The 25,968-nt window shown below is 69.5% G+C and carries 21 protein-coding genes; 18 read left to right on the forward strand and 3 right to left on the reverse strand.

The genetic code is table 11. The features are described 5' to 3' along the window. Positions 1-80 precede the first annotated feature (80 nt). The 4 genes from mrcB (at position 81) to tsaB (ending at position 5,895) form a co-directional block, all read left to right on the forward strand. The gene (gene mrcB, locus FHY09_RS02990) at positions 81-2,504 is read left to right on the forward strand and encodes a penicillin-binding protein 1B (RefSeq protein ID WP_166923966.1); all 2,424 of its coding nucleotides are present in this window, start codon (positions 81-83) and stop codon (positions 2,502-2,504) included. Between the two features lie 11 nt (positions 2,505-2,515). After that, positions 2,516-3,040 (forward strand): hypothetical protein, encoded by a 525-nt coding sequence (locus tag FHY09_RS02995; protein WP_456362701.1) that lies wholly within the window; start codon positions 2,516-2,518, stop codon positions 3,038-3,040. 91 nt (positions 3,041-3,131) lie between these two features. Beyond that, complete coding sequence (locus FHY09_RS03000) at positions 3,132-5,180, forward strand: ATP-dependent DNA helicase (RefSeq protein WP_166923970.1); 2,049 nt, start codon at positions 3,132-3,134, stop codon at positions 5,178-5,180. Positions 5,181-5,190: 10 nt separating this feature from the next. Continuing rightward, positions 5,191-5,895, forward strand: coding sequence for a tRNA (adenosine(37)-N6)-threonylcarbamoyltransferase complex dimerization subunit type 1 TsaB (gene tsaB, locus FHY09_RS03005; RefSeq protein WP_166923972.1), 705 nt, complete (start codon positions 5,191-5,193; stop codon positions 5,893-5,895). 35 nt (positions 5,896-5,930) lie between these two features. Here the strand turns inward: tsaB and FHY09_RS03010 are convergent, their stop codons facing one another. Further along, positions 5,931-6,809, reverse strand: coding sequence for an energy transducer TonB (locus FHY09_RS03010; protein ID WP_166923974.1), 879 nt, complete (start codon positions 6,807-6,809; stop codon positions 5,931-5,933). Further along, positions 6,806-7,756 carry a glutathione synthase gene (gshB, locus tag FHY09_RS03015; protein ID WP_166923976.1) on the reverse strand — a complete coding sequence of 317 codons (951 nt, stop codon included), beginning with the start codon at positions 7,754-7,756 and terminating at the stop codon, positions 6,806-6,808. Before gshB ends, FHY09_RS03010 begins: the two co-directional genes overlap by 4 nt. A 234-nt stretch (positions 7,757-7,990) precedes the next feature. On the opposite strand from gshB, the gene pilG reads away from it, so the two are divergent. From pilG to FHY09_RS03050, 7 genes are all read left to right on the forward strand, one after another. Beyond that, positions 7,991-8,392 (forward strand): twitching motility response regulator PilG, encoded by a 402-nt coding sequence (gene pilG, locus FHY09_RS03020; RefSeq protein ID WP_042614342.1) that lies wholly within the window; start codon positions 7,991-7,993, stop codon positions 8,390-8,392. 19 nt (positions 8,393-8,411) lie between these two features. Continuing rightward, on the forward strand, positions 8,412-8,774 hold the full coding sequence (locus FHY09_RS03025) for a response regulator (protein ID WP_166923978.1): 363 nt from the start codon (positions 8,412-8,414) through the stop codon (positions 8,772-8,774). After that, a complete protein-coding gene (locus FHY09_RS03030; protein WP_166923980.1) occupies positions 8,774-9,304 on the forward strand; it encodes a chemotaxis protein CheW in 531 nt (176 codons plus the stop codon). Before FHY09_RS03025 ends, FHY09_RS03030 begins: the two co-directional genes overlap by 1 nt. Before the next feature lie 47 nt (positions 9,305-9,351). After that, positions 9,352-11,388: a methyl-accepting chemotaxis protein gene (locus FHY09_RS03035; protein ID WP_166923982.1), complete on the forward strand. Its 2,037-nt coding sequence runs from the start codon at positions 9,352-9,354 to the stop codon at positions 11,386-11,388. Between the two features lie 110 nt (positions 11,389-11,498). After that, positions 11,499-17,990 (forward strand): Hpt domain-containing protein, encoded by a 6,492-nt coding sequence (locus tag FHY09_RS03040; protein WP_166923984.1) that lies wholly within the window; start codon positions 11,499-11,501, stop codon positions 17,988-17,990. Beyond that, positions 17,977-19,308 carry a chemotaxis protein CheB gene (locus tag FHY09_RS03045; protein ID WP_166923986.1) on the forward strand — a complete coding sequence of 444 codons (1,332 nt, stop codon included), beginning with the start codon at positions 17,977-17,979 and terminating at the stop codon, positions 19,306-19,308. Before FHY09_RS03040 ends, FHY09_RS03045 begins: the two co-directional genes overlap by 14 nt. After that, entirely contained in the window at positions 19,305-19,772 is a 468-nt protein-coding gene (locus FHY09_RS03050) for a chemotaxis protein CheW (RefSeq protein WP_166923988.1), read from the forward strand. Before FHY09_RS03045 ends, FHY09_RS03050 begins: the two co-directional genes overlap by 4 nt. A gap of 86 nt (positions 19,773-19,858) precedes the next feature. Here the strand turns inward: FHY09_RS03050 and FHY09_RS03055 are convergent, their stop codons facing one another. Continuing rightward, positions 19,859-20,596 carry a 16S rRNA (uracil(1498)-N(3))-methyltransferase gene (locus FHY09_RS03055; protein WP_166923990.1) on the reverse strand — a complete coding sequence of 246 codons (738 nt, stop codon included), beginning with the start codon at positions 20,594-20,596 and terminating at the stop codon, positions 19,859-19,861. Positions 20,597-20,713: 117 nt separating this feature from the next. Between FHY09_RS03055 and nudE the strand changes: the two genes are divergently transcribed. From nudE to gcvT, 7 genes are all read left to right on the forward strand, one after another. Further along, positions 20,714-21,262 carry an ADP compounds hydrolase NudE gene (nudE, locus tag FHY09_RS03060; RefSeq protein WP_166923992.1) on the forward strand — a complete coding sequence of 183 codons (549 nt, stop codon included), beginning with the start codon at positions 20,714-20,716 and terminating at the stop codon, positions 21,260-21,262. 37 nt (positions 21,263-21,299) lie between these two features. Then, a complete protein-coding gene (gene cysQ / locus FHY09_RS03065) occupies positions 21,300-22,124 on the forward strand; it encodes a 3'(2'),5'-bisphosphate nucleotidase CysQ (RefSeq protein ID WP_166923994.1) in 825 nt (274 codons plus the stop codon). Further along, positions 22,121-22,963, forward strand: a complete 843-nt coding sequence (gene mazG / locus FHY09_RS03070; RefSeq protein WP_456362685.1) for a nucleoside triphosphate pyrophosphohydrolase — start codon at positions 22,121-22,123, stop codon at positions 22,961-22,963. Before cysQ ends, mazG begins: the two co-directional genes overlap by 4 nt. Beyond that, entirely contained in the window at positions 22,960-23,283 is a 324-nt protein-coding gene (locus FHY09_RS03075; RefSeq protein ID WP_166923996.1) for a YnfA family protein, read from the forward strand. The genes mazG and FHY09_RS03075 overlap by 4 nt, the downstream gene beginning before the upstream one ends. A 70-nt stretch (positions 23,284-23,353) precedes the next feature. After that, positions 23,354-24,313, forward strand: coding sequence for an SPFH domain-containing protein (locus tag FHY09_RS03080; protein WP_166924375.1), 960 nt, complete (start codon positions 23,354-23,356; stop codon positions 24,311-24,313). A 1-nt stretch (position 24,314) separates the two neighbouring features. Then, positions 24,315-24,752: an NfeD family protein gene (locus FHY09_RS03085; RefSeq protein WP_166923998.1), complete on the forward strand. Its 438-nt coding sequence runs from the start codon at positions 24,315-24,317 to the stop codon at positions 24,750-24,752. A gap of 90 nt (positions 24,753-24,842) precedes the next feature. Next, entirely contained in the window at positions 24,843-25,955 is a 1,113-nt protein-coding gene (gene gcvT, locus FHY09_RS03090; RefSeq protein WP_166924000.1) for a glycine cleavage system aminomethyltransferase GcvT, read from the forward strand. The last annotated feature ends 13 nt before the right edge of the window (positions 25,956-25,968 follow it).

Genomic DNA, 25,968 nt, shown 5'->3' on the forward strand with positions numbered 1-25,968 from the left:
CTTAAGCGGGTGGACAGCGGGCGCCCCGCCAGCCCGAGGGGCTGGGTTAGACTCGCCGGACCTTACATTGTCGCATCCCCGTGCCCCGACGCTACGACTCCGACGACATCGACGACGATTTCGATGACCAACCGCAAGGCGGCCATCCGTGGCGCCGGCGCCTGATCACCTGGACGATGGCGGCAGTTGCGCTGGGGCTGGGGTTCCTGATTCCGTATACGGTGTACCTGAATCACCAGGTCACCCAGCGCTTCGGCGAACTACGCTGGCAGGTGCCGACGCGCGTGTATGCCCGGCCGCTGGTGCTGGTGCCGGGCGCCGCGCTGGACACCGCCACGCTGAAGACCGAACTGGACGCGGCGGCCTACCGTGAGGACGGCAAGGGAGAAGCCGCGGCGACCTACGCCGCCAATGGCGGACGCTTCACGATCTCCAGCCGCGGCTTCAATGATGTGGACGGGCGGGTCGCTCCGCGCCGTCTGGAGGTGGTGGTCTCCGGCGGGCGCATCGCGTCCCTGCGCGATGCCACCAGCCGCAAGGCGCTGAAGGCCGCACGGCTTGATCCGGCGCGCATCGCCACGCTGTACGGCCAGAAGCAGGAAGAGCGCCGTCTGGTGCGCATGGAGGACACGCCCGATCTGCTGGTGACCGGGCTGCAGGCGGTGGAGGACAAGGACTTCAACCGCCACCATGGCATCGATCTGTCCGGCATCGCCCGCGCGGTCTGGGTCACGGTCCGCTCCGGCGGCGAGGTGCGGCAGGGCGCCTCCACGCTGACCCAGCAGCTTGCGCGCAGCGGCCTGCTCGGCATCGGCAAGGAACAGACCGTCACGCGCAAGCTCAACGAAATGCTGTACGCGCTGATCATGGAGGCGCGCTACGACAAGCGCACGATCTTCGAGGCGTACCTCAACCAGGTCTACCTGGGACAGCGCGGGAGCCAGGCCATCCATGGCATGTCCTCCGGCGCGGAGTTCTGGTTCGGGCGTGACCTGTCCTCGCTGGAAAGCGAGCATGTCGCGCTGCTCATCGGCCTGGTCAAGGGGCCGTCGTACTACGATCCGCGGCGCAACCCCGAACGTGCGCTGGACCGCCGCAACTTCGTGCTGGGCAAACTTCACCAGGCCGCGCTGATCGACGATGCCGAGTACCAGCGTGCCCTCAAGGCACCGCTCGGCGTGCCCAAGCAGCCGGGGCTGGTGGCCGCCAACCGCTTCCCGGCCTACATCGATCTGGTGCGGCGACAGCTCGGCCACGACTATCCCGAATCGGCGCTGCAGGGCGCCGGGCTGAGCGTGATGTCCGGCATGTCACCGTCGGCGCAGGCCTATGCCGAAGGGTCGGTCACGCGCACGCTCAAGTCCCTGGAAAACAAGCGCCGCCCGGAACTGCAGGCGGGCCTGGTGCTCACCGATGTGCACAACGGCGATGTGCTGGCCGTGGTCGGCAGCCGCGATGTCGCCGAGCCCGGCTTCAACCGTGCGCTGGAAGCCCAGCGCCCGGTAGGTTCGCTGCTCAAGCCGTTCGTGTACCTGCTCGCGCTGGCGCAGCCGGATCGCTACTCGCTGGCAAGCTGGGTGGATGATTCCCCGGTGACGGTGCAGCTGGGCCGCGGCCGCAACTGGAACCCGGGCAACGCGGACAACCGCAGCCACGGCACGGTGCGGCTGATCGACGCGCTGGCCCATTCCTACAACCAGGCCACGGTGCGGGTCGGCATGCAGGTCGGCCCGGAACGGCTGACCCAGCTGATCAACGTGCTGGCTGGCATCAAGGCCGACGCCAATCCGTCGGTGATCCTGGGCTCGACCGACCAGAGCCCGTACGCCATGGCCCAGCTGTACCAGTTCCTGGCGTCCGGTGGCGAGATCCAGCCGCTGCATGCGGTGCGCGGCGTACTTGACCCACAGGGCCGCCTGCTCAAGCGCTACGACAAGACGCCTGCGCCGGCGCAGGAAGGGGATTCGATCGCGGCGAACCTGATCAGCATCGCGCTGCAGCAGGTCGTGTCCAGCGGCACGGCGCAGCGGCTCAATGCCGATGGCCTGGGCCGGCTGCAGCCGGCCGGCAAGACCGGCACGTCCAACGATGGCCGCGACAGCTGGTACGCGGGCTATACCGGTGATCACCTGGCCGTTGTGTGGATGGGCAACGACAAGAGCGAACAGACCGGCCTGTTCGGTGCCACCGGCGCCATGCGCGTGTGGTCCGGCATCTTCTCGCGCCTGCCCTCGGCACCGCTGCGCGTGGACAACAAGGGCGTGGACTGGCAGTACGTCGAGGCCACGGGCACCGGCGCCACCGACGAAACCTGTCCGGGTGCGCGCCGCTTCCCGTTCGTGGTGGGCTATGCGCCGGCGTACGCGCCCTGCGCACCGCCGGTCGCCGAGCCGTCCGCAGAGGGCGAAGGCGGTGGCTGGCGCAGCTGGTTCGGCCTTGATCCGAAATCCGAGCCCGCACCCGCTTCGTCCACACCTCCTCCGCCTTCCACGTCTCCCAGGTGACCGCCATGTCCATCCGCCCACTGCATCACACGCTGGTACCTGCGGTCTTGTGCCTGGCGCTCGCCGCCTGCATGAGCAGTGCGCCGCCGACACCCGCCGCGCCGGTGGACACCACCCCGCCGGCGCAGCGCCTGGCCGCCGTCGAGCAGGCGGCGGGGCCGGACGACAAGGAACTCTCCGTGCAGCCGCTGCGCGATCCACAGGTGGACGACCTGCGCCACGCCGCACAGGCGCAGCGCCAGTCTGGTGACATCACGGCGGCGGCGGCCAGCCTGGACCAGGCGCTGGAGATCGTGTCGGAGGATCCCGGCGTGCTGCAGGAACGGGCCGAGGTGGCCCTGCTGCAGGCGCAGTGGGCACCGGCCGAGCAGTTCGCGCGGCGTGCCATCGACCTTGGCTCAAAGACCGGCCCGTTGTGCCGCCGGCACTGGGCGACGATCGAGCAGGCGCGCCTGGCACGGGGGGAGAAGGAAAACGCGGCGTCGGCACATGCCCAGATCGAAGGTTGCACAGTGCCGGGCATCAAGCGCTATTGAGGGTGCCCGCAGCGACGGCGCGCCGGTACCGGCGTGATGCCGGTGGCCAGGCGCGGGGTGCCGCGCGCGCGCTGGTATCCTGTGCGCGCCGATGACGCCCGATCTTCTCCACGCCAGCCGCGAAGCCCTCAGCGAGGGCGGCGCGCTTGCCCGCCACCTCGATGCGTTCGTGCCGCGGCCCGCGCAGCTGCGGCTGACCGAAGCCATCGCCGAGACCCTGCAGCAACGTGACCTGTTGCTGGCCGAGGCCGGCACGGGCACCGGCAAGACCTACGCCTACCTGGTGCCCGTGCTGCTGTCCGGGCTGAAGACGATCATCTCCACCGGCACGCGGGCGCTGCAGGACCAGCTTTACCACCGCGATCTTCCGCGCGTCCGCCAGGCACTGGGCGTGGGCCAGCGAAGTGCGCTGCTGAAGGGGCGTGCCAATTACCTCTGCCGCTATCGCCTGGACCAGGCGCGCGGCGCGCCGCGCTTCAGCAGTCCGCAGCAGGTCGCCGAGTTCCAGCGCGTGCTGGCCTGGTCGGGGCGTACGCAGTACGGCGACATGGCCGAGCTGGAGGCGCTGGCCGATGATTCGCCCTTGCTGCCGATGGTCACCTCGACGGTCGACAACTGCCTGGGCAACGAGTGCCCGTTCTACGAAGAGTGCTTCGTGGTGAAGGCGCGCCAGCGTGCGCAGGCCGCCGATGTGGTGGTGGTCAACCACCACCTGCTGCTGGCCGATCTGGCGTTGAAGCAGGACGGCTTCGGTGAGCTGCTGCCGGGAGCCCAGGCCTACGTGATCGACGAGGCGCACCAGTTGCCTGAGCTGGCTGCACAGTTCTTCGGCGAAGGGTTCGGCATGCGCCCGTGGCAGGAGCTGGCACGCGACTGCCTGGCCGAGGCGCGCAGCGTGGGCGGTGCGCAGGCGGCGCTGCAGCCGGCGGCTGCCGGTCTGGAACAGGCGCTGTTGAACCTGCGCGCAGGCATGGAGGCACTGCCCGCACGCGGCACCCAGTGGCGCGCGCTTTCAGTGCCGGCGGTGCGCGATGGGTTCGATGCGGTGATGACTGCGTTGCATGCGCTGCTGCAGGTGCTGGAGACCGTGCGCGAAGCGGCCGCGGGACTGGATGCCTGCCATGCGCGTGCGCGCGAGGCGGTCTCGCGCCTGTCGCGCTGGCTGGGCGAGGATCTGCCCGTGCTCGACTTCGACGCCGAGCCGGATCCCGCGGCGGACACCGCCACCAACGGTGTGCCGACTGCTCTGGCCGACGTGCTGTGGTACGAACTCACGCCGCGCGGGTTCCGCTGTCAGCGCACGCCGCTGGATGTGTCCGCGCCACTGCGTGCACACCGCGAGCGCAGCCAGGCCGCCTGGGTGTTCACCTCGGCCACGCTGACCGTCGGCGAAGGCTTCGAGCATGTCGCCCAGCGTCTGGGCCTGGATGATCCGCGCACGCTGGCCCAGCCCAGCCCCTTTGATTGGCCGCGGCAGGCGCTGTGTTATCTGCCGGAGGGGCTGCCGGATCCGGCGGCACGCGGCTTCGGCACCGCACTGATCGCTACGCTGCGCCCGGTGCTGGAGGCTTCGCACGGCCGCGCCTTCCTCCTGTTCGCCTCCCATCGTGCCCTGCGCGAGGCAGCCGAGGCGCTGCGCGGCGCGCCATGGCCATTGTTCGTGCAGGGCGAGGCGCCGCGTGCCACGCTGCTGCAACGCTTCCGCGAATCAGGCAACGGCGTACTGCTGGGGTCGGCCAGTTTCCGTGAAGGGGTGGACGTGGTGGGCGATGCACTCAGCGTGGTGGTGATCGACAAGCTGCCCTTCGCCGCGCCGGACGATCCGGTGTTCGAGGCGCGCCTGGATGCGATCCGTGCGGCCGGCGGCAATCCGTTCCGCGATGAACAGCTGCCCCAGGCCGTGATCGCGCTGAAGCAGGGCGTCGGCCGGCTGATCCGCAGCGAGAGCGATCGCGGCGTGCTGGTGCTGTGCGATCCGCGCCTGCTGGGCAGAAGCTATGGACGGGTGTTCCTGGCCTCGCTGCCGCCGTTCCGGCGTACGCGATCACTGTCCGATGTGCAGGCCTTCTTTGCGCCACAATGGGCGGCCCCCGGCACACTGGATGACCTGCCGCCCGGGACCCCGCTGCCCCTGTTCTGAAGTCCATGCCATGAATCTGCTTGCCTTTGAGCTCTCCACCGAAGCCTGTTCCGTTGCCCTGCACGTCGAGGGCCGGGTGCTGGAACGTTTCGAGGTCGCCCCGCGCCGGCATGCGGCACTGGCGCTGCCCTGGGCCGAGGCCCTGCTCGAGGAAGCAGGGCTGAAGCGTTCGCAGCTCGATGCGATCGCGCTGGGGCGTGGGCCGGGCGCGTTCACCGGCGTGCGCCTGGCGATCGCCATCGCGCAGGGCATCGCGCTGGCGCTGGACCGTCCGCTGCTGCCGGTGTCCACGTTGCAGGCACTGGCGCTGCGCGCACCTGCGGAGGCGCAGGACGTGCTGGCGGCCATCGACGCGCGGATGGGCGAGCTGTACGTGGCACGCTACCGCCGCGTGGCGGGCGTGCCGGTCCTGCAGGACAGCGAACGCGTGCTGGCTCCGCAGGCGGTGACGTTGCCCGATGGCCTGGCCTGCCATGGCGTGGGGACCGGCTTTGCGGCAGCCGATGGCGTGCTGGTGACCCACCTGGGTGCTGCGCTGCACGGCGTGGATGCCGCCGCGCTGCCGCGTGCGTCGGATGTGCTGGCGTTGGCCGCGCCAGCCTTCGCGCGCGGCGAGGCGATCGCGGCCGAACAGGTGGAACCGGCCTACCTGCGCGACAACGTCGCGCTGACGCTGGTGGAGCAACAGGCCGCGCGGGCGGCGAAGGCGAAGTAAGGCCGGTTCCGCCGGCAGTGGCGCGAGGCCGGCCGTCAGCGGTCGCGCAGTTCGCCGCCCGGCAGGAACGACCAGGTCCGGGTGACCTGCAGGATGTCGATCGGATCATCGCTCTCCGGCAGGGGCGGGAACGGCTGTGCCAGCTGCACCACGCGCAGGGCCGCCTCATCCAGCAGGGGGGTGCCGCTTGAACGCAGGATGCGGCTGCTCTCCACGCTGCCGTCGCGGCGCACGCCGACGGTGATCACCACCTGACCGCCCAGCCGCCGCCGCCGGGCTTCATCGGGGTAGTTCAGATTGCCCACCTGCTCGGCGCGGTCCACCCAGGCGCGCAGGTAGCTGGCCCAGGCGTATTCGCGGGTGCTGGCGGAGACGAACTTGCGATTGGGGCGCTTGGCGTACTGCGCCGAACGCAGGTGCACTTCGGCCGCCAGCCGTGCCATCTCCGCATCGCGCTGCTCACGGGCGTCCAGCGGCGCATCGGGACGTGGCTCGGCAGGCTGCGGCGCGGTCTGCGCCTGGGGGACCTCGGCCTCGCCGTTGCGGCTGCTGATCACACGCGCCTGTGGCGGCGGCGCCAGGGCCGCCTCGCGGCGCTGCTGCGGCACCGGGCTGGAGCCCTCCTGCGCCTGCGGCACGATACCGGTCTGGGCATCGCGCGGTCGCTGCGCCTTGTCATGATCACCGCCCCCGACCTGGCTGGCGGCGGCGAGAAAATCCGCCTGCTTCGGCGTCAGCTCGGTCCGGGTCTGGCTGAAGATCACATCCAGCGTCGGCACCAGCGGAGCCTCGCCACGCACCGCGAAGCCCACACCGAGCAGCACCAGCGCATGCAGCAGCAGGGACAGCGTCAGCGTCGCGCCCAGGCGCTGGGATTCGCGCGTGCTGGCGGGGGGCGACACGGCCGGATTCATCGGGGCAGGGAGGCCTCGAGGGCGTCGAACAGGGTGCCGGCGATGTTCAGGCCGAACTGCGCATCCAGCTCGCGCACGCAGGTCGGGCTGGTCACGTTCACCTCGGTGAGGTACTCACCGATCACGTCCAGGCCGACAAAGCGCATGCCGCGGCGCTTCATCTCCGGTCCCACCTGCGCGGCGATCCAGCGATCGCGCTCGCTCAGCGGGCGGCCTTCGCCGCGACCGCCGGCGGCCAGGTTGCCGCGGAACTCGTCGCCCTGCGGAATGCGCGCCAGGCAGTAATCCACCGGCTCGCCATCCACCAGCAGGATGCGCTTGTCGCCGGCGGTGATGTCCGGGATGAAACGCTGCACCAGGGCCAGCGTACGGCCCCCGTTGGTCAGCGTTTCCAGGATCACGTTGAGGTTCGGGTCGCCGGTGCCGCTGCGGAAGATCGAGCGGCCGCCCATGCCATCGAGCGGCTTGAGCACGGCCTGCCCCTGCTCGAGCACGAAGGCCTTGAGCGCCTTCGGATCGCGGCTGACCAGCGTCGGCGGGCAGCACTGCGGGAACAGCAGCGCGGCCAGCTTCTCGTTGTAATCGCGCAGGCCCTGCGGGTTGTTCACCACGGTCGCGCCGGCCGCGGCGGCCAGGTCCAGGATCTGCGTGTCATAGATGAATTCCGCATCCACCGGCGGGTCCTTGCGCATCAGCACGATCTGCTGCGGCCCGAACGCGTGCGGTGCGAAGCCACCCAGGGTGTACCAGTCCGAGGGGTCGTCACGGACCTGCAGCGGCGCCACGTCGGCCTCCGCGCGCCCGTCGCGGATGCGCAGCCCGCCGGGCCGCACGTAATGCAGGCGATGGCCGCGGCGCTGGGCTTCCAGCAGCATCGCGAAGGTCGTGTCCTTGGCAATCTTGATGTGGGCGATGGGGTCCATCACCACGATGACGTTCAGCGGCATGGGGGCACCTGCGAGACAAGGTGCTGATGGTAGCGGGATTGCCCGCGGCCTGCCTGTCATGCGCATGCAACGCTGCGTGCGGCGTGATGGGCCGGCCGGGGAGGGGCGCCGGCCCTTGCTGGCCGGGCCGCGCGGAGCGGATGCATCGCCGTGCTTGCTGGTGCTGCGGCAAGTGCGATATAGATATGGCTTCGCAGCGGCACCGCCCGAAGTGCCGCGCATGGGGAACGGTAAATGACTGAGAACATGACTGCGGGTGGGGAGCTCGCAGGACTCCGGGTGATGGTCATCGACGACTCGAAGACGATCCGCCGGACAGCGGAAACGCTGTTGAAACGCGAGGGCTGTGAAGTGGTCACCGCCACCGACGGCTTCGAGGCGTTGGCCAAGATCGCCGACCAGCAGCCACAGATCATCTTCGTGGACATCATGATGCCGCGCCTGGACGGGTATCAGACCTGCGCGCTGATCAAGGGCAACCAGCTGTTCAAGTCCACGCCGGTGATCATGCTGTCGTCCAAGGATGGCCTGTTCGACAAGGCCCGCGGTCGCATCGTGGGCTCCGAGCAGTACCTCACCAAGCCATTCACGCGTGAAGAACTGTTGGGTGCCATCCGCACATACGTAAACGCCTGACCAGGGGGGAAAGGCAAAAATGGCTCGTATCGTTCTGATCGAGGATTCACCGACGGACCGCGCGGTGTTCACCCAGTGGCTGCGCAAGGCAGGCCACGAGGTGTTTGAAGCGGACAACGCCGAAGATGGCCTGCAGCTGGTGCGCGAGCATGCACCGCAGCTCGTCCTGATGGACGTCGTGCTGCCGGGCATGAGCGGCTTCCAGGCCACGCGGGCACTCTCGCGCGACGCGGCCACACGGCACATTCCCGTCATCATCGTCAGCACCAAGGCGATGGAGACGGACAAGGCGTGGGGACTGCGCCAAGGGGCCTCGGACTACATCGTCAAGCCACCGCGCGAAGACGAGCTGATCGCGCGCATCAACGAGCTGGTGTCCTGATGCGCTCGCCGTTCGACATTCTCGAGGCTTACGAACGCCGCAGCCTGGTCCACGCTGTGCAGTTGCCCGAGCGCCAGTTCGCCGAGAACCTGTGGCGTGGCGTGGGGTACCGCATCGGCAGCCGGCGCCTGGTTTCGGATTTCCGCGAAGTGGTGGAGATCGTGCCGATGCCGCCGGTGACCCCGGTGCCCTGCGCGCAGCCCTGGCTGCTTGGCGTGGGCAACCTGCGCGGCAACCTGTTTCCGGTGATCGACCTGAAGTATTTCCTGGAAGGTGCGCGCACCGCGCAGCAGGAAGGCCACCGCGTGCTGATCATGCGTCAGGCGGGCGGCGACGTCGCCCTCACCATCGACGAACTGTTCGGCCAGCGCAGTTTCGAACAGCACCAGGAAGTCGCCGCCGGCGAGCTGGCGGGGGGGCGCTATGGCCACTTCGTCGACCGCGCGTTCCATGCCGACGGCCACGACTGGGGCGTGTTCTCGCTTTCGCTGCTGTCCCGCACTCCTGAATTCCGGCAGGCCGCGGCCTGAGGGCCATCCTGTCGATCCTGTACTGCATAGAACATCGAGGTTGAACGATGAGTACTGCTTCGGATTCCACCCGGACCCGCAAGCTGCGTCTGGGAGGCACCAACGCCTGGCTGCTGCTGTTGCTGGTGTCGATGGCCCTGTTCGGCCTGAACACCGGTGTCGCCACGTGGCAGGGCAGCCGCCTCGCCGACGCCAGCACCAAGGCCGCTGACCTGCAGGTGCTCTCGCAGCAGCTGGCCAACCAGGGCCGCGAGGCCGTGGGCGGCAATGCGCAGGCCTTCACCGCGTTCAAGGCCACCCGTGCCGCGATCGAGGACAACGTGTCCACGCTGCGCAGTCGTTACGGGCAGGAGCCGGGCGTGACGCGCCCGATCGCCACGCTGACCGATACCTGGAAGCCGCTGAGCGAGAGCGCGGGCCAGCTGGTGGCCAGCGAGTCGGCTGTGCTGACCCTGGCCGGCAGTGCCGACGCCTTCTCCGGCGCCGTCCCGGGCCTGCAGGCACAGCTCAATGAAGTGGTGCGCGCGCTGAGTGCCTCCGGCGCCCCCGCCTCGCAGATCTACAGCGCCCTGCAGCAGGTCGTGGTCGTCGGTTCGATGGCACGCCGCATCACTGAGATGCGCGCCGGTGGCAACGCCGCATCGGCCGCCGGCGATGCATTGGCACGCGACATCACCGTGTTCGGCCAGGTGCTCGATGCACTGCGCAGCGGCAACGAGGAACTGGGCATCGCCGCAGTCCGCAGTCCGGCCGCGCTCGCGGCGCTGGAGCAGTCGCAGGCGCAGTGGACGGCGATGAAGACCCACGCCGATTCAATGCTCGCCAGTTCGCGCCAGCTGTTCGCCGCGCAGGCCGCGGCCGCCAGCCTGACCGCCGGCTCCACGACGATGCTCAATGACAGCCGTTCGCTGTTCAACGCGTTTTCCTCGTTCGGCTCGGCCAGCGACACGCGCCTGTTCCCGAACTTCTGGATCGGCGTGGTGTCCGGTGCGCTCTCGCTGATCGCCATCATCGGCTTCGTCACCACCTCGGTGCGTGGCCGTTCACGCGAGCAGGAGCTGCGTTACCAGACCCAGGTGGAGTTCAACAGCCGCAACCAGCAGGCCATCATGCGGCTGCTGGATGAAATCAGCTCGCTCGGTGAGGGCGACCTGACGGTGAAGGCCTCGGTGACCGAGGACATGACCGGCGCCATCGCCGACGCCATCAACTACGCCGTCGATGAGCTGCGCCACCTGGTGACCACCATCAACGACACCTCGGCCAAGGTGGCCGTGTCCACGCAGGAAACCCAGGCCACGGCCATGCAGCTGGCCGAAGCGGCGGGCCACCAGGCCGGCCAGATCACCACCGCCTCCGACCGCATCGGCGAGATCGCCGCGAGCATCGAGCAGGTTTCGCGCAATTCGTCCGAATCGGCCGACGTGGCGCAGCGCTCGGTGGTGATCGCCGCCGAGGGTGCCGGGGTGGTGCGCGAAACGATCCAGGGCATGGACCAGATCCGCGACCAGATCCAGGAAACCTCCAAGCGCATCAAGCGGCTGGGCGAATCCTCGCAGGAAATCGGCTCGATCGTGGAACTGATCAACGACATTTCCGAACAGACCAACATCCTGGCGTTGAACGCGGCGGTGCAGGCAGCGTCGGCCGGCGAGGCCGGTCGCGGCTTCGCGGTCGTGGCCGACGAAGTGCAGCGCCTGGCGGAACGCACCTCCGGCGCGACACGACGCATCGAGAACCTGGTGCAGGCGATCCAGGCCGACACCAACGAAGCCGTCACCTCGATGGAGCAGACCACCGCCGAGGTGGTCTCCGGTGCGCGCCTGGCCGAGGACGCGGGTACTGCGCTGACCGAAATCGAGCGCGTGTCCAACGCACTCAATACCCTGATCCGGAACATTTCCGTGGCCGCCCAGCAGCAGTCCTCGGCCGCCGCGGACATCACCCAGACCATGGGCGTGATCCGCCAGATCACCGGCCAGACCTCGGAAGGTGCCGGCCAGACCGCGGAATCGATCGGCCACCTGGCACAGCTGGCCGCCGACCTGCGCCGTTCGGTCGCCGACTTCAAGCTGCCGGCCTGAGTGCCGGACGCAGGAGCAAGGATCCCCATGAAGCACTGCCATCTTCGCCATCCCCGTCCGTGCCGCGCACCGCGCGCCGGCGGGGTCTCACTGACCAGCCGGGGCCGCCGATGAGCACGCTGCGCGATGCCATGAGTCACGCTGCACTGGGCTGGGTAAAACCGGAACTGGACGAGATCCTGCGCCTGGTGCGCAACGAGGTCGAATACTTCGCCGAGGAGCCGACGGACACCGGGCGCATGCGCGCCTGCGCCGGCTACCTGCACCAGGTGCAGGGCACGCTGCGCATGGTCGAACTGTATGCCCCGGCACTGGTGGCCGAGGAGCTCGAGCACCTGGCCAGCGCCATCGGCGCCGGCAGCGCGCCGGACCGCGACGAGGCGTGCGCCACCCTGATGCGCGGCAGCGTGCTGCTGCCGGATTACCTCGAGCGCCTGCAGAACGGCCATCGCGACATTCCGATCGTCCTGCTGCCGCTGCTCAACGACATCCGTGCCGCGCGCGGCGAAGCGGGCATCAACGAGCGCGTGCTGTTTGCGTTCGCGCCGGAAAGCGAGACGGCCAGCGAGGCCGAAGTGGACCACGCCCGCGGCAGCATCAGCGGGCGCAACCGCGAGCTGCTGGACACGGTGGGCAGTGCCGTGAAGGAAGAACTCCTGCGCATCAAGGACGCGCTCGATCTGCACCTGCGGACAGGCAGTGCGCCCGCCCAGCTGCAGCAACAGGTCGACGAGCTCGGCGCGGTCGCTGACACGCTGGCCATGATGGGCCTGGGCGTGGCGCGTGGCGTGGTGCAGCAGCAGCGCGATGCGCTGCAGTCGGTGGTGGCCGGCGAGCACCAGATCGACGAGGACATGCTGCTGGATATCGCCGGTGCGCTCCTGTACGTGGACGCGTCGCTGGATGACCAGGTGGCTCATCTGGGTGCCATCGGCAGCGGCGAAGACGACCCGTCTGCGGCCGAAACGCGACGCACGGTCGAAGTGCTGGCGCACGAGGCGATCGCCAACTTCACCGCCGCGCGCGAGCGCTTCGTCGCCTTCATCGAAACCGGCTGGCAGCATGCCGAGCTGCAGGACGTGCCGCGCCTGATGGGCGAGGTGTCTGGGGCGCTGCGGATGCTGGACCTGGGCACCGCCGCCGATTATCTGCAGGGCGTGAAGCAGTACGTGGCCGCGGAACTGCTGGAGCGCCAACGCGTGCCCAGCGGACGCCAGCTGGACACCCTGGCCGACGCCATGGCCAGCCTTGAATACTATCTGGAGGCCCTGCGCGACCGCCGCCCGGGCCGCGAGGACATTCTCGAGATCACCCGCTCCAGCCTGGAATCGCTGCGCTACTGGCCGCTGCCGGTGGCAGGGGCGACGCTCGCCATCGCCGAGGCGGGCACGGGGGATGCAATCCCCGTCGCGCCGGCGCCGACCGACGACGCCCCTCAGCCGGTGGCGCGCGAAGCGGTGGCGATGCCAGCGCTGCAGATCGAGCCGGTGGCGCCTGCACCCACGCCGATGGAGGCGCCGGTGCTGCCGCCGCCGCTGCCCTGGCAGGTGGCCTTCGACGAGGCTCCCGCCGCCGCCGATGCGGCTGTCCCCGTGCAGGTCGCCGCAACAGATGGTCTGCCTGAGTACGGCGACGCAAGCGATACGCCTGTCGACCCGCCCGCCGGCGACACGGTGCCTGCACCGCTGCTGTTCGGGGCGTCGTCCGCACAGCCGCCGGAGGCCCCGCTGTGGGAACTGGGCGTGAGTGGCCAGATGCCGTCGGCCGAAGCGGCGCAGACCACCACGTTCACCGGGTTCGATCCGGTGGACGCCGAGCTGCACGCGTTGGCCGTGCGGGCGCCTGGAGCCTGGCAGGTGGATGCGTCGTTGCCGGGCCACGAGGCCGGCGAGCATGCGACGGAGAGCTCGCCGCTGCCTGATGACGAGGGCAGCCTGAGCTACCACGTGGATGTGTCCGGTTTCGATCCGGTTCTGGCCGAGTTCGAGCCGATGCCCGAGGCCGCGGCGCCGGTCGCGTACCACCTGCACGACGGCGCGCTGGCCAATGCCGGGGATGTGCTCTCGCTGGACGCCGACGAGGCCTCCAGCGTGGCCTTCCCGCAGGACATTGCGGCGTTCGACGCCAGCGCAGCGTCCGCAACCGCCGCGGCGCCCGTGGACGACGCGCACGCGCGCTTCATGGCCGAGCTTGACGCGGCTGCGGCCGCCTTCGAACCGTTGCCCGATGCGGCGCCGGCTGCCGAAGCGCAGGCCGGGCAGGTAACCGTGGGGGCTTCCAGCGAGCCTGCGCAGAACGAGGCGGCGCCGACGGCCACCGTGGGCGACGCGGGCTTTGACCCGGAAGCCGAAAACATCGACCAGGACATCCGCGAGGTCTTCCTCGAGGAGTTCGAGGAAGAGCTGGGCAACCTGGGGACGCTGTTGCCGGCCTGGCGCGCACAGCTGGACAGCGTGGACCGGCTGCGTCCGATCCGCCGCGTGTTCCATACGCTCAAAGGCAGTGGACGCCTGGTCGGCGCACGTACCCTGGGCGAGTTCGCCTGGAAGATCGAAGGCATGCTCAACCGCGTGCTCGACGGGACGCGAGCAGCGACTCCGGCCGTGGTGGCCGTGGTGGACGAGGCGGTGCAGGTGCTCCCGCAGCTGTTGGCCGCATTGCGCGACGGCACGCCGGTATGGGCAGATCTGCAGGGACTGCAGGCCGTGGCCGACCGCGTCGCGGCGGGCGAGGAAACCTTCCACGTGCCGTTGCCCACGGCCGTGGCGGAGGCGGTGGACGTGCCGCCGGGCGATGAGGTCGAAGGTACCCCGGCCAGCATCGACAGCGTGCTGCTGGAGATCCTGGAAGCGGAAGTGGACGCGCACCTGGCGACGCTGCGCGGCTGGCTGGCGCTACCGCATCCGCAGCCGGTGACCGACCCGCTGCTGCGCGCCATGCACACCATGAACGGCGCGTTCGCGATGACCGACGTGCCTGAAATCACCGCGGCCACCACCGGCGCGGAGAGCTACATCAAACGTGCGCTTGCCGCCGACCAGCTGCCGACGCCGGATGCGCTGGACGCGCTGCAGGCCACGGCGATGGCGATCGGGGCGACGATGGCCGCGCTGCAGGCGCAGGCGCCGCGTATACCGTCCCAGGCGGTGCTGGCCGAGCGCCTGCAGGCGCTGGCCGCGACCCTGCCCGAGGCGCGCTGGCCGGCCCTGGTGGACGATGCGGACGCGGCGGGCGAGCCGTGGCAGGATCATACCGAAGCGGAAGTGACGCACGTCGGCGAACCACAGGGCGACGTCGAGCCGATTGACAGCATGCCGAGCGAAAGCATGCCAAGCGACGGCCTGCAGATCGACGGCCTGAAAACCGACGCTGTGCACGACAGCGCGGACGCCGTGGCCGAGGGTGCGCTCGTGGAGGACACCCCGGTGGCGCACGCGCAGGAGGACGAGTCCGCCGCTACCGATACTGTGGCGGCCGAAGCACTCGATTTCGATTCCGACGCCGGCACGGCGCACGTGGACGAGGCCTTCGTTGAACCCGCGCAGGTCGAACGGGCGCCTTCTTTCGCGCCGACTGCCGACGAACCGGCTGCCGACGAACCGGCTGGCACCGGACGGCAGGCCGACGAACCGCATGCCGTGGCGCCGGACGCGGTGCAATGGCCGATCGAGGCGGATGCCCCGGACACCGCGCGTGAAACCGTGCAGGTCGACGATGCCCTGGCGGTGGCCGACACGCAGCACGACGTTCCGTTGATCGACCCCCCGCACGTGGACGCCTCGCATGCATGGGCGTTCGAGCGCGCGGACGTCGAAGACCTCGGATTGTCCGTGGAGACGCCACCGCAGGCGCTGTCGGATACACGGGCCGACGCCGAAGACCTGTCGACGGTGCATGCCTTCGAAGCAACGTTGGATGACGGCGCCAGCGACGGCCTCGAAGCGCAGGAGGATGCACCGCAGGTGCCCGCCTTCGGCGAAGCGGTGACGCTTGAACAGGCGCTCGACGAAGGCCTGCACGTGATCGAGGCCGAGGCAGAGCCGGACCACGCGCCTGTTGACGGTGAGCACGAAGCCGAAGCGCACGACGCCGAAGCGCACGAGGCCGAGGTGCAGGAGACGGAGGCAGCCGATGCCACGTCCAGCGCACACGACCAGCCGGCGGAGCAGCGTACCGCGCTCGATCCGCTGTTCGAGATGGAGCCGGTACTCCCTGCGCTGAGCGCAGCCGGGGAGGTCGTCGCGTCTGCGGCGGCCGACGAGGAAACGCCGAGCGATGCGCTGGATTTCAGCGTGCTGGACCGCGAACTCGTCGATATCTTCGTGGAAGAAGGCAAGGACCTGATGGACCACTGCGATGGTCTGATCAGCGAACTGCGCGCCGCGCCGGACGACCGCGACGTGCTGGCCGGCCTGCAGCGTGACCTGCATACCCTGAAGGGTGGCGCACGGATGGCGGGCATCAATGCCATCGGTGATCTCGGCCATGACATCGAATCGCTGCTGGAAACCGTTGCCGCCGGCCGTACCCAGCTCGAACGCAGTGATGTGCAGCTGCTGGAGCGGGGCTTCGACCGCCTGCACCAGCTGCTGACCCGCACCGGCCAGCACCGCCAGGTGCAGCCGGCCGACGACCTGCTGGCCGCGTTCCAGGCGCGCACCGCGCAGCAGCCTGCGCTGGTGGACGACGCGCCGCAGGACGAGGTGGATGCCGAGATCGCCCGCCAGCCGCTGTCGGCCCCGGTGCCGATGGAAGCGGGCGGGGACGACGACGGGAACCAGCCGCGGCCGCAGCAGGAGCAGGTGCGCGTGCGTGCCGACCTGCTCGACCGTCTGGTCAACCACGCCGGCGAGCTGGCGATCTACCGCTCGCGCCTGGAGCAGCAGCTGGGTGCCTTCCGTGGCGCCATGGGCGAACTCGAACGCACCAATGCCCGACTGCGCGACCAGCTGCGCCGGCTCGACCTGGAAACCGAGGCGCAGATCGTCGCCCGCTACCAGCGCGAGCAGGACCAGGCACACACCTCGTTCGATCCGCTGGAGCTGGACCGCTTCTCCACGCTGCAGCAGCTCAGCCGCGCGCTGAACGAATCGGCGGCCGATCTCGGCGGCCTGCAGGGCGTGCTGGACGACCTTTCGCGCCAGTACGACGGCCTGCTGCAGCAGCAGTCGCGTGTCAGCTCGGAGCTCCAGGACGGCCTCATGCGCGCGCGCATGGTGCCTTTCGACGGCCTGGTGCCACGCCTGCGCCGCGTCGTGCGCCAGGCGGGCGTGGACACCGGCAAGCAGGTTCACCTCACCCTGGAAGGCACGCACGGCGAACTGGACCGCAATGTCCTCGACCGCATGATCGCGCCGCTGGAACACATGCTGCGCAACTCCGTGGCGCACGGTCTGGAAACGCCGGAACAGCGGCGTGCGGCGGGCAAGCCGGAAGAGGGCGAGATCGCACTGCGCCTGCATCGCGAAGGCTCGGAAATCGTGCTTGAAGTGGCCGACGACGGGGCTGGCCTGGACCGTGAAGCGATCCGCCGCCGCGCCCTCGAGCGGGGCCTGCTCGACGCGGGCTCGACGCTCGAAGACCACGAGCTGGACAACCTGATATTCTCGTCCGGCTTCAGCACTGCCGACCAGGTCAGCCAGCTGGCAGGACGCGGCGTTGGCATGGACGTGGTGCGCAACGAAGTGCGCCAGCTAGGCGGCAGCGTGGACATCCACTCCGTCCGCGGCCAGGGCGTGCGCTTCACGCTGCGACTGCCGCAGACCCTGGCGGTCACCCAGGCGGTGTTCGTGCAGATCGGCGAGACCGCCTTCGCGGTGCCGGTGGCCTCGGTCAGCGGTATCGGGCGGATTTCGCGGCAGCGCTTCGAAGCGGGTGAAACCACCTACCGCTATGGGGGCGAGGCGTACACGCTGTACGACCTCGGCACGCTGGTGGGGCAGTCGCCCGCCCGCGCCGAAGGCCAGGCGCAGGTCCCGCTGCTGCTGGTGCGTGCCGGCGACCTGCGCGCCGCCGTGGCGATCGACCAGGTGCTGGGTAACCGCGAAATCGTGGTCAAGCCCGTCGGCCTGCAGATCGCCTCGGTGCCGGGTATCTACGGCGCCACCATCACCGGCGATGGCCGCGTGGTGGTGATCCTGGACGTGGCCCCGCTGGTGCGCCGTTTCGTCGCCAATCCGCAGCGACCGGTCCAGGTCACCGCACAGCCGCAGCAGCGGCAGGTGCCGCTGGTGATGGTGGTCGACGACTCGCTGACCATGCGGAAGGTCACCGGACGCATCCTGGAGCGCCACAACTTCGAAGTCAGCGTGGCGCGTGATGGCGTGGAAGCGCTGGAGCGCCTTGAGGAACGCGTGCCCGACCTGATGCTGCTGGACATCGAAATGCCGCGCATGGATGGTTACGAGCTCGCCACCGCGATGCGCGCCGATCCCCGTTACCGCGATGTTCCGATCGTCATGATCACCTCCCGCAGCGGCGAGAAGCATCGCCAGCGCGCCTTCGAGATCGGCGTCCAGCGTTACCTGGGCAAGCCGTACCAGGAGCTCGACCTGATGCGAAATGTCTACGACCTGTTGGGGATCGCCCGTGTCCGTGAATGATGCAGAGCCGGTACCGGCGGTTGTCCTGCTGGCCCGTCCCGGCGCGGCGCGCGAGCGCCTGCGTGAAGCCCTCGCGCACGCCGGTGTGATGCTGGTACTGGAAGACGACCCTGTCACCGTGGACGCGGCTACGCTGCGCGCAGTGGCGCCCTGCACGGTGGTGATCGCCCTCGAACCGGCCGTCGACGATGCGTTGGAACGACTCGACGAGGTGCTGGCATCGCCGGCCTTCCTGCTGGTCTTCGACGAGGCCGACGTGGCCGCGCGTCGCGACGGCTGGGAAGTCCAACGCTGGGGCCGTCACCTGGCCGCCAAACTGCATGGGCATCGGCAGGTGCTGCCGCCGGGCGCCGAAGGCGAGGATGACGTGCTGCTGGAACCCGGCCGGCCAGTGAACCCGGTGCGTCCGGGCGATGACCACCCCCTGTCGTTCCATGTCGAGGAAGCGACCGATGTCGCCGGCCAGGTGCCTGCCGATGGCCTGTACGCGCCGCCGGACCACCTGCAGGAGCCGCAGTCGCTCGAAGAGGCGCTCGCGGCGTCCATGCCGCTGGCGCCCGTCGCCCACGAGGCCGAAGCACCAGCGGCCGAGGCGCCCGCACCGCCGGCCACCGGATTCGGCGACCACAGTGCGTGGTCCCTGGTGGACGAGGATGCCGCGCCGTCGCCGTCGCCGGTGCAGGCATCGGCACCGGCCTCCGTGCTGCCGCCCGCCTTCGATACCGATCGTCTGCAACTGGTGGACCTTGAGCCGGCGGCCCCCGCAGCGCAGGGGGCACGCGGCGCGGTGGTGGTGCTGGCCGGGATCGGTGGTCCCGATGCGCTGCGTCGCCTGCTCGCGGGCCTCCCGCCGCAGCTGGACATTCCGCTGCTGGTGCGCATGCCGCTGGAGGGCGCGCGCTACGGCAATCTGGTCAAGCAGATGGCACGGGTTTCGCCGCTGCCGGTGGCCCTTGCCGAGCCGGGCGCCCAAGTGGAGAACGCGGCGGTCTATATCCTGGCTGACGATACCGGCGTGGTGTTCAACGAAGGCGGGCTGGCGTTCGCCTCCCATGCGCAGGGGATCGACCTGCTGGCGCTGCCGCCTGCCGAGAGCGCGGTGGTCGTGCTCAGCGGCGCGGACCTGATGCAGGTGGACCCGGCGCTGCGGTTGGCCGAGGCCGGGGCCTGGGTCGGCGGACAGGTGGGTGATGGGTGCTACGACCCCGCGGCGGCGACGGCCGTGGTGGCGGCCGGCATGTTCGCCGGTGAGCCGCAGGAACTGGCGCAGGCGATCGCCGCGCGCTGGGCGGTGGCTGATGAAGGAGATGCACGATGAGTTATGCCAGCAATGATGAGATCCGTGGCGTCCTGATCCAGTCGGGCGTGGAGCGGGTGCTGCTGCCCAATGCCACCGTGGCCGAGATGATGGCGCGGGTGGAGGTCCAGGCGGTGAGCGATGCGCCGCGCTGGCTGCTGGGTGAGATTGCCTGGCATGGTTGGCAGGTGCCGCTGGTGTCGTTCGCGCGCCTGTCCGGCCTGGGCGAAGAGATGGCCGGCGGCAACAACAAGGTGGTGGTGCTGAAGGCGCTGGGTGGCAATCCTGCGCGGCCCTATGTCGCGCTGCTCACGCAGACGTTCCCGCAGCTGATCTCGGTGCCGCGTGATGGCTTGCTGGCGGATGCATCGGAGGAGACGCTTCCAGATACCGTGCACATGCGCGTACTGCTCGGTGAGCAGAGTGCGGTGGTGCCGAACCTGGATGCGCTGGAAGCGGCGCTGGATACGCTGCCGGGGCGTTGACCGGCTGACGGTTGCCAATGGCCCCGCCCCTCGTGGGTGGGGCGTTGCGGGTTCCGGGTCAGGCCGGGCGGTGCCCCGGCACGCGGTCAGCCCAGGTCGCCCAGGCGGGCCTGCAGGGCGGCGATCGCAGCCAGACCGGCGGTCTCCGTGCGCAGGATGCGCGGACCCAGCTGCAGGCCCTGGAAGCCGGCGCTGTCGAGGAGTGCGCGATCGCGCGGCGACCAGCCGCCTTCCGGTCCGATGGCGATCACCACACCGTTTTCCGGCGCCTGCTGCAGCGTGGACAGGCGGTGCGTGCCCTGTGGATCCAGGGTCAGTCGCAGGGTCTGCGGCGGCAGGGTGGCGACGGCGGCGGCAAGGGCCTCCGGCGCGCCCACCGTGGGCAGCACCGCACGTCCGGACTGACCACATGCCGACTGCACCACGCTGGTCCAATGCGCCAGCCGCTTGCCGGCGCGGGCCGCGTCCAGTTTCACTTCGGTGCGTTCGGCATTGACCGGCACGATCGCCGCCACGCCCAGTTCAGTGGCCTTCTGCAGGATCAGGTCCATCTTCTCGCCGCGCGCCACGCCCTGCAGCAGCGTGATGCGCAGCGGTGACTCATTGTCCACGCTCACGGCCGCGTCCACGCGCACCTGGACCTCGCGCTTGCCCACGGCCACCAGCGTGGACGGATAATCCCGGCCATCGCCGTTGAACAGCACGCAGCCGTCGCCTTCGCGCAGGCGCATCACCCGCACCAGGTGGTTGGCGGTCTCCTCGGGCAGGGCCACGGTCTGTCCGGGCTGGAGCGCCAGGTCGATGGAGCAGCGGGTCACGCGCATCGTTGTTGCCTCGTCATGTCATGCATCGGTAGCGGGGCGGCCGGTCTGCTAGCATTCAATGCTCATGAAGACCCTGCTGCCAGTGCCTATTCTATCGGCCCGTCCGGAGGCCGCGACATGACCCGTCGCCTGCCCACCATCCACGCCGTCCTTGATGAGGAGAGCGGACCCTTCCGGCGCCAGGAACTGGATCTGGAGTTCTCCAATGGCGAGCGCCGCCGGTTCCAGCGCCTGCTCAGCGGCGGTCACGGCGCCGTGGTGGTGGTGCCCCTGCTCGACGATGAAACCGTGCTGCTGGTGCGCGAATATGCTGCGGGCGTGCACCGCTACGAACTCGGCCTGGTCAAGGGCCGCATCGACGCCGGCGAAACGCCGCTGCAGGCAGCCGACCGCGAGCTGAAGGAAGAAGCCGGCTACGGTGCGCGCAGGCTCGATGTGCTGCGTGCGATGACCCTCGCGCCGACCTACATGAGCCATCAGTCGCATCTGGTGCTCGCCCGCGATCTGTACCCCGAGCGCTTGCCCGGCGACGAACCGGAAGAACTTGAGGTCGTGCCTTGGAAACTGGCCGAACTGGACGCGCTGATGCTGCGCGAGGACTTCTCCGAAGGCCGTTCCCTCGCCGCGCTGTTCATCGCACGCGAGTGGCTGCAGCGGCCGTCATGAGGATGGGCCGACTGCCGTCCGCGCAAGGGAGTGCTGCATGACCCACGCCCGCCTCACCACCGACCTGCGCGAGACGGTGATCGCCATCGCACGCGAAGCGTCCGCGGCGATCATGCAGGTCTACGCCGCCGGGTTCGATGTCGTGCTCAAGGACGACCGCAGCCCGGTCACCGCTGCAGACCTCGCCGCGCACCAGTGCATCGTCGATGGCCTGGCCCGGCTGACGCCGGACCTGCCGGTGCTCTCCGAAGAAGCGGCGGCAGCGCCGTGGGACGTACGCCAGCACTGGGGGGCGTATTGGCTGGTCGATCCGCTTGATGGCACGCGCGAGTTCGTCAAGCGCAACGGCGAGTTCAGCGTCAACATCGCGCTGGTCTACCAGGGCGCGCCGACCTTCGGGGTGGTGCTGGCACCGGTGACCGGCATCGTCTGGCACGCAATGCGTGGCGAACAGGCCTTCCGCCGGCAGGGCGCGCATGACACCGTGCTGCGCACGCGCAGTCCGGCGCAGGCGCCCCTGCGCGTGGCGGCCAGTCGTTCGCATCCCTCGCCGCGCGCACAGGCCCTGCTGGCCCGCATGGGCGAAACCGAAATCGTCGAGCAGGGCTCTTCGCTGAAGTTCTGCCGCATCGCCGAGGGCGACCTCGACGTCTACCCGCGGCTGGGTCCAACGTCCGAATGGGACACCGCCGCTGGCCAGTGCGTGCTGCATGCCGCCGGTGGCGCCGTGCTGGCCGCGGACTCGGGCAAGCCCTTCCGGTACAACCGTCGCCCGAGCCTGCTCAACGGTGACTTCATCGCCCTCGGTGACACCACGCTGCCGTGGCGGACCTGGATGGCCCCCCCGGAGGACGCCGCGTGAGCGTGACGCCAGCACCGCCACCGACCTCCGATGCGGCCACCGAACTGGGCCGCCTGCTGGCCATCATGGCGGCCCTGCGCGATCCCCGCGACGGCTGTCCGTGGGACCTGCAGCAGGACTTCAGCACCATCGCGCCGTACACGATCGAAGAAGCGTACGAGGTGGCCGATGCCATCGACCGCGGCGACCTGGATGACCTGTGCGACGAGCTGGGCGACCTGCTGCTGCAGGTGGTCTTCCATGCCCGCATGGCGCAGGAGCAGGGCGCATTCGCCTTTGCCGACGTCGCCCGCAGCATCAGCGACAAGATGGTGCGGCGGCACCCGCATGTGTTCGCCCAGGTGCAGGCCGATGATGCAGACCAGGTGCTGCGCAACTGGGACGCGATCAAGCGCGCCGAGCGCGCGGCCAAGGGCGTGAGCGATGCGTCGGCGTTGGCCGGCATCGCGCGCGGACTGCCGGAATGGCAGCGTGCCCTGAAGCTGCAGTCGCGCGCGGCGCGCACCGGTTTCGACTGGCCGGACCCGGCACCGGTCCTGGACAAGGCGGCCGAGGAGCTCGAGGAGCTGCGCGCTGAGTTCGCGCGTGGGCCCGTGGACGGCAACCGCGAGCGGCTGCAGGAGGAGCTTGGCGACCTGCTGTTCGTCTGTGCCAACCTTGCGCGGCATGCGGGCATCGATCCGGGCACGGCGCTGCGCGGCGCCAACCAGAAATTCGAGCGCCGTTTCCGCTCGATGGAAGCGCGCGCCGCAGCTGCCGCCACGACGCTGGACGCACTCCCGCTGGCAGCGCAGGAAGCCCTCTGGCAGCGCGCCAAGGACGATGAGCGCGGGGCGTGAAAGTCTTCGCGCTGTTCCTGCTCACGGCGGTGGCCGAGATCGTCGGCTGTTATCTGCCCTGGCTGTGGCTGCGCAAGGGCGGGAGCCTCTGGCTGCTGGTGCCGGCGGCTGCCAGCCTGGCGCTGTTCGCCTGGCTGCTCACCCTGCACCCGGCCGCCAGTGGCCGGGTGTATGCCGCCTACGGCGGTGTCTACATCGGTACCGCCCTTGGCTGGCTGTGGCTGGTTGACGGCATCCGGCCGGGGCGCTGGGACCTGCTCGGCGTGGCGCTGTGCCTGGCCGGCATGGCGGTGATCATGTTCGCGCCACGCACCGGCTGAGGGCCGCGCCAGGCACGGGGGCCAGCTGCGCGGTATGCTGCGGGCTGATGTCATGGACGAGGACGGCACGATGTTCCCAACGATGTTCTTCACCGTTGTATTGGCCGTGGTGGCCATCGTCATTCTGTTCAAGGCGGTGCGCATGGTGCCGCAGGGCTACGAATGGACGGTCGAGCGGTTCGGCCGCTACACGCATACGATGAGTCCCGGCCTGCATTTCCTGATCCCCATCGTCTACGGCGTCGGCCGCAAGGTAAACATGATGGAGCAGGTGCTGGACGTGCCCAGCCAGGAAGTGATCACCAAGGACAATGCCGCCGTCCGCGTGGATGGCGTGGTGTTCTTCCAGGTGCTGGACGCAGCCAAGGCGGCCTATGAAGTGGCCAACCTGGAAGTGGCGATGATCGCGCTGGTGCAGACCAACATCCGTACCGTGATCGGCTCGATGGACCTGGACGAATCGCTGAGCCAGCGCGAGGTGATCAACGCCCAGCTGCTCAACGTGGTCGACCAGGCCACCAATCCGTGGGGACTGAAGGTCAACCGCATCGAGATCCGCGACATCCAGCCGCCGCGCGACCTGCTCGACGCGATGGCGCGACAGATGAAGGCCGAGCGCGAGAAGCGCGCGCAGATCCTCGAAGCCGAGGGTGCACGGCAATCGGAAATCCTGCGCGCCGACGGCGAGAAGCAGGCCACCGTCCTGGAAGCCGAGGGACGTCGCGAAGCCGCGTTCCGCGACGCCGAGGGGCGCGAGCGCCTGGCCGAAGCCGAGGCCAGGGCCACCGAGGTGGTCTCCGCGGCGATCGCGCAGGGCGACGTGCAGGCGATCAATTACTTCGTCGCTCAGAAGTACGTGGAGGCGTTCAAGGAGCTGGCGAGCTCGCCGAACCAGAAACTGGTGCTGATGCCGATGGAAGCCAGCGGGGTGATCGGATCGATCGCCGGCGTGGCCGAGCTTGCCCGCCAGGCGTTCGCCAAGCAGGAAGAGAAGCCCACGCGCGCGGTGCCGCCGCGCTTCGGAGACTGACATGCGCTGGGAGGTCGTGGCCTGGGGCGCGCTGGCCCTGCTGCTGTTCGCCGCCGAAGCGCTCGCGCCCGGCGCCTTCATGCTGTGGATCGGCATCGGGGCGGCGGCGGTCTTCGTGATCGTGGCCTTCGTGCCCGCGCTGCCGCTGCTGTGGCAGGTGGTGGCATTCGTGGTGCTGAGCGTGGTGGCGATCCAGTGCTACCGGCGCTGGGGCCGGACGCACGCACGGCAGAGTGATGCGCCGCTGCTCAACCGCCGCACCGAGCAGCTGGTGGGGCGGGTGGTCGTGCTGCAGCAGGGCATTGCCGGTGGGCAGGGACGGGTCAACATCGATGATGCCTTCTGGCAGGTGACCGGGCAGGACCTGCCGGCCGGCACGCGGGTACGCGTGGTGGGCGCGCAGGCCGGCGTGCTGCAGGTGGAGCCGGCCGACCGCTGACGGCAGGCCGCAGGCGCCGCACCGCGCCGCGGGCGGGACCGCGGTGCATCTGGGATAATGGCGTCCTGTTTCCCTGCTCCCGGAAAAGCCATGACCCAGAAGACGCTGCTCAATGACACCCACCGTGCGCTCGGCGCCAAGATGGTGGATTTCGGGGGGTGGGACATGCCCATCCACTACGGCTCCCAGCTCGACGAGCACCACATGGTGCGCAGCGCCGCCGGTGTGTTCGACGTCAGCCACATGACGGTGGTCGATCTGCGCGGCGGGCAGGTCAAGCCGTTCCTGCGCCGCGTGCTGGCCAACTCCGTGGACAAGCTCAAGGCGCCGGGGAAGGCATTGTATTCGTGCATGCTCAATGAGCGCGGCGGCGTCATCGACGACCTCATCGTCTACTACCTGGCTGACGATTTCTTCCGCATGGTGGTCAATGCCTCCACGCGCGAAAAGGACCTGGCCTGGCTGCAGCGCCAGGCGCAGCCGTTCGGCGTCACCGTGACCCAGCGCGAAGACCTCGCCATCCTCGCGGTGCAGGGGCCGCACGCGCGCGATGCCGTCATTGGTCTCGTGCGCGAGGCTGATCGTGCCGCACTGGCCGCGCTTGGCCGTTTTGCCGCGATGGACGTGCAGGCCGACGACGGCACCGCGGTGTTCGCCGCACGTACCGGATATACCGGCGAGGATGGCTTCGAGCTGCTGCTGCCGCAGACGGCGGTCGTCGCCTTCTGGAACCGCCTGCTTGCCGCGGGCGTCAAGCCGGCGGGGCTGGGGGCGCGTGACACGCTGCGCCTGGAAGCCGGCATGAATCTCTACGGCCAGGACATGGACGAAGACCTCACCCCGTACGAAGCCGCGCTCGCCTGGACGGTGGCCCTCGACGCCGGACGGGACTTCATCGGCCGTGACGTACTCGAAGCGCAGAAGGCCGCTGGCGATGCGCGACAGATGATCGGCCTGGTCATGGACGAGAAGGGCGTACTGCGTCATGGCCAGGTCGTGAGTACCGCCAACGGTCCCGGCGAGATCCTCTCGGGCACCTTCTCGCCGACGGTTGGCAAGGGCATCGCATTCGCCCGCGTGCCCGCCGGTGAGCCGGGTGCAGTGACCGTCGATATCCGTGGCCGCCAGGTCCCGGTGCGGGTGGTGAAGTTCCCGTTCGTGCGCGAAGGCCAGGTGCAGGCCGGTGTGCTGCCCGAAGCCTGATTGAAACACCTGG

It is taken from the genome of Xanthomonas sp. 60, from assembly GCF_011761925.1.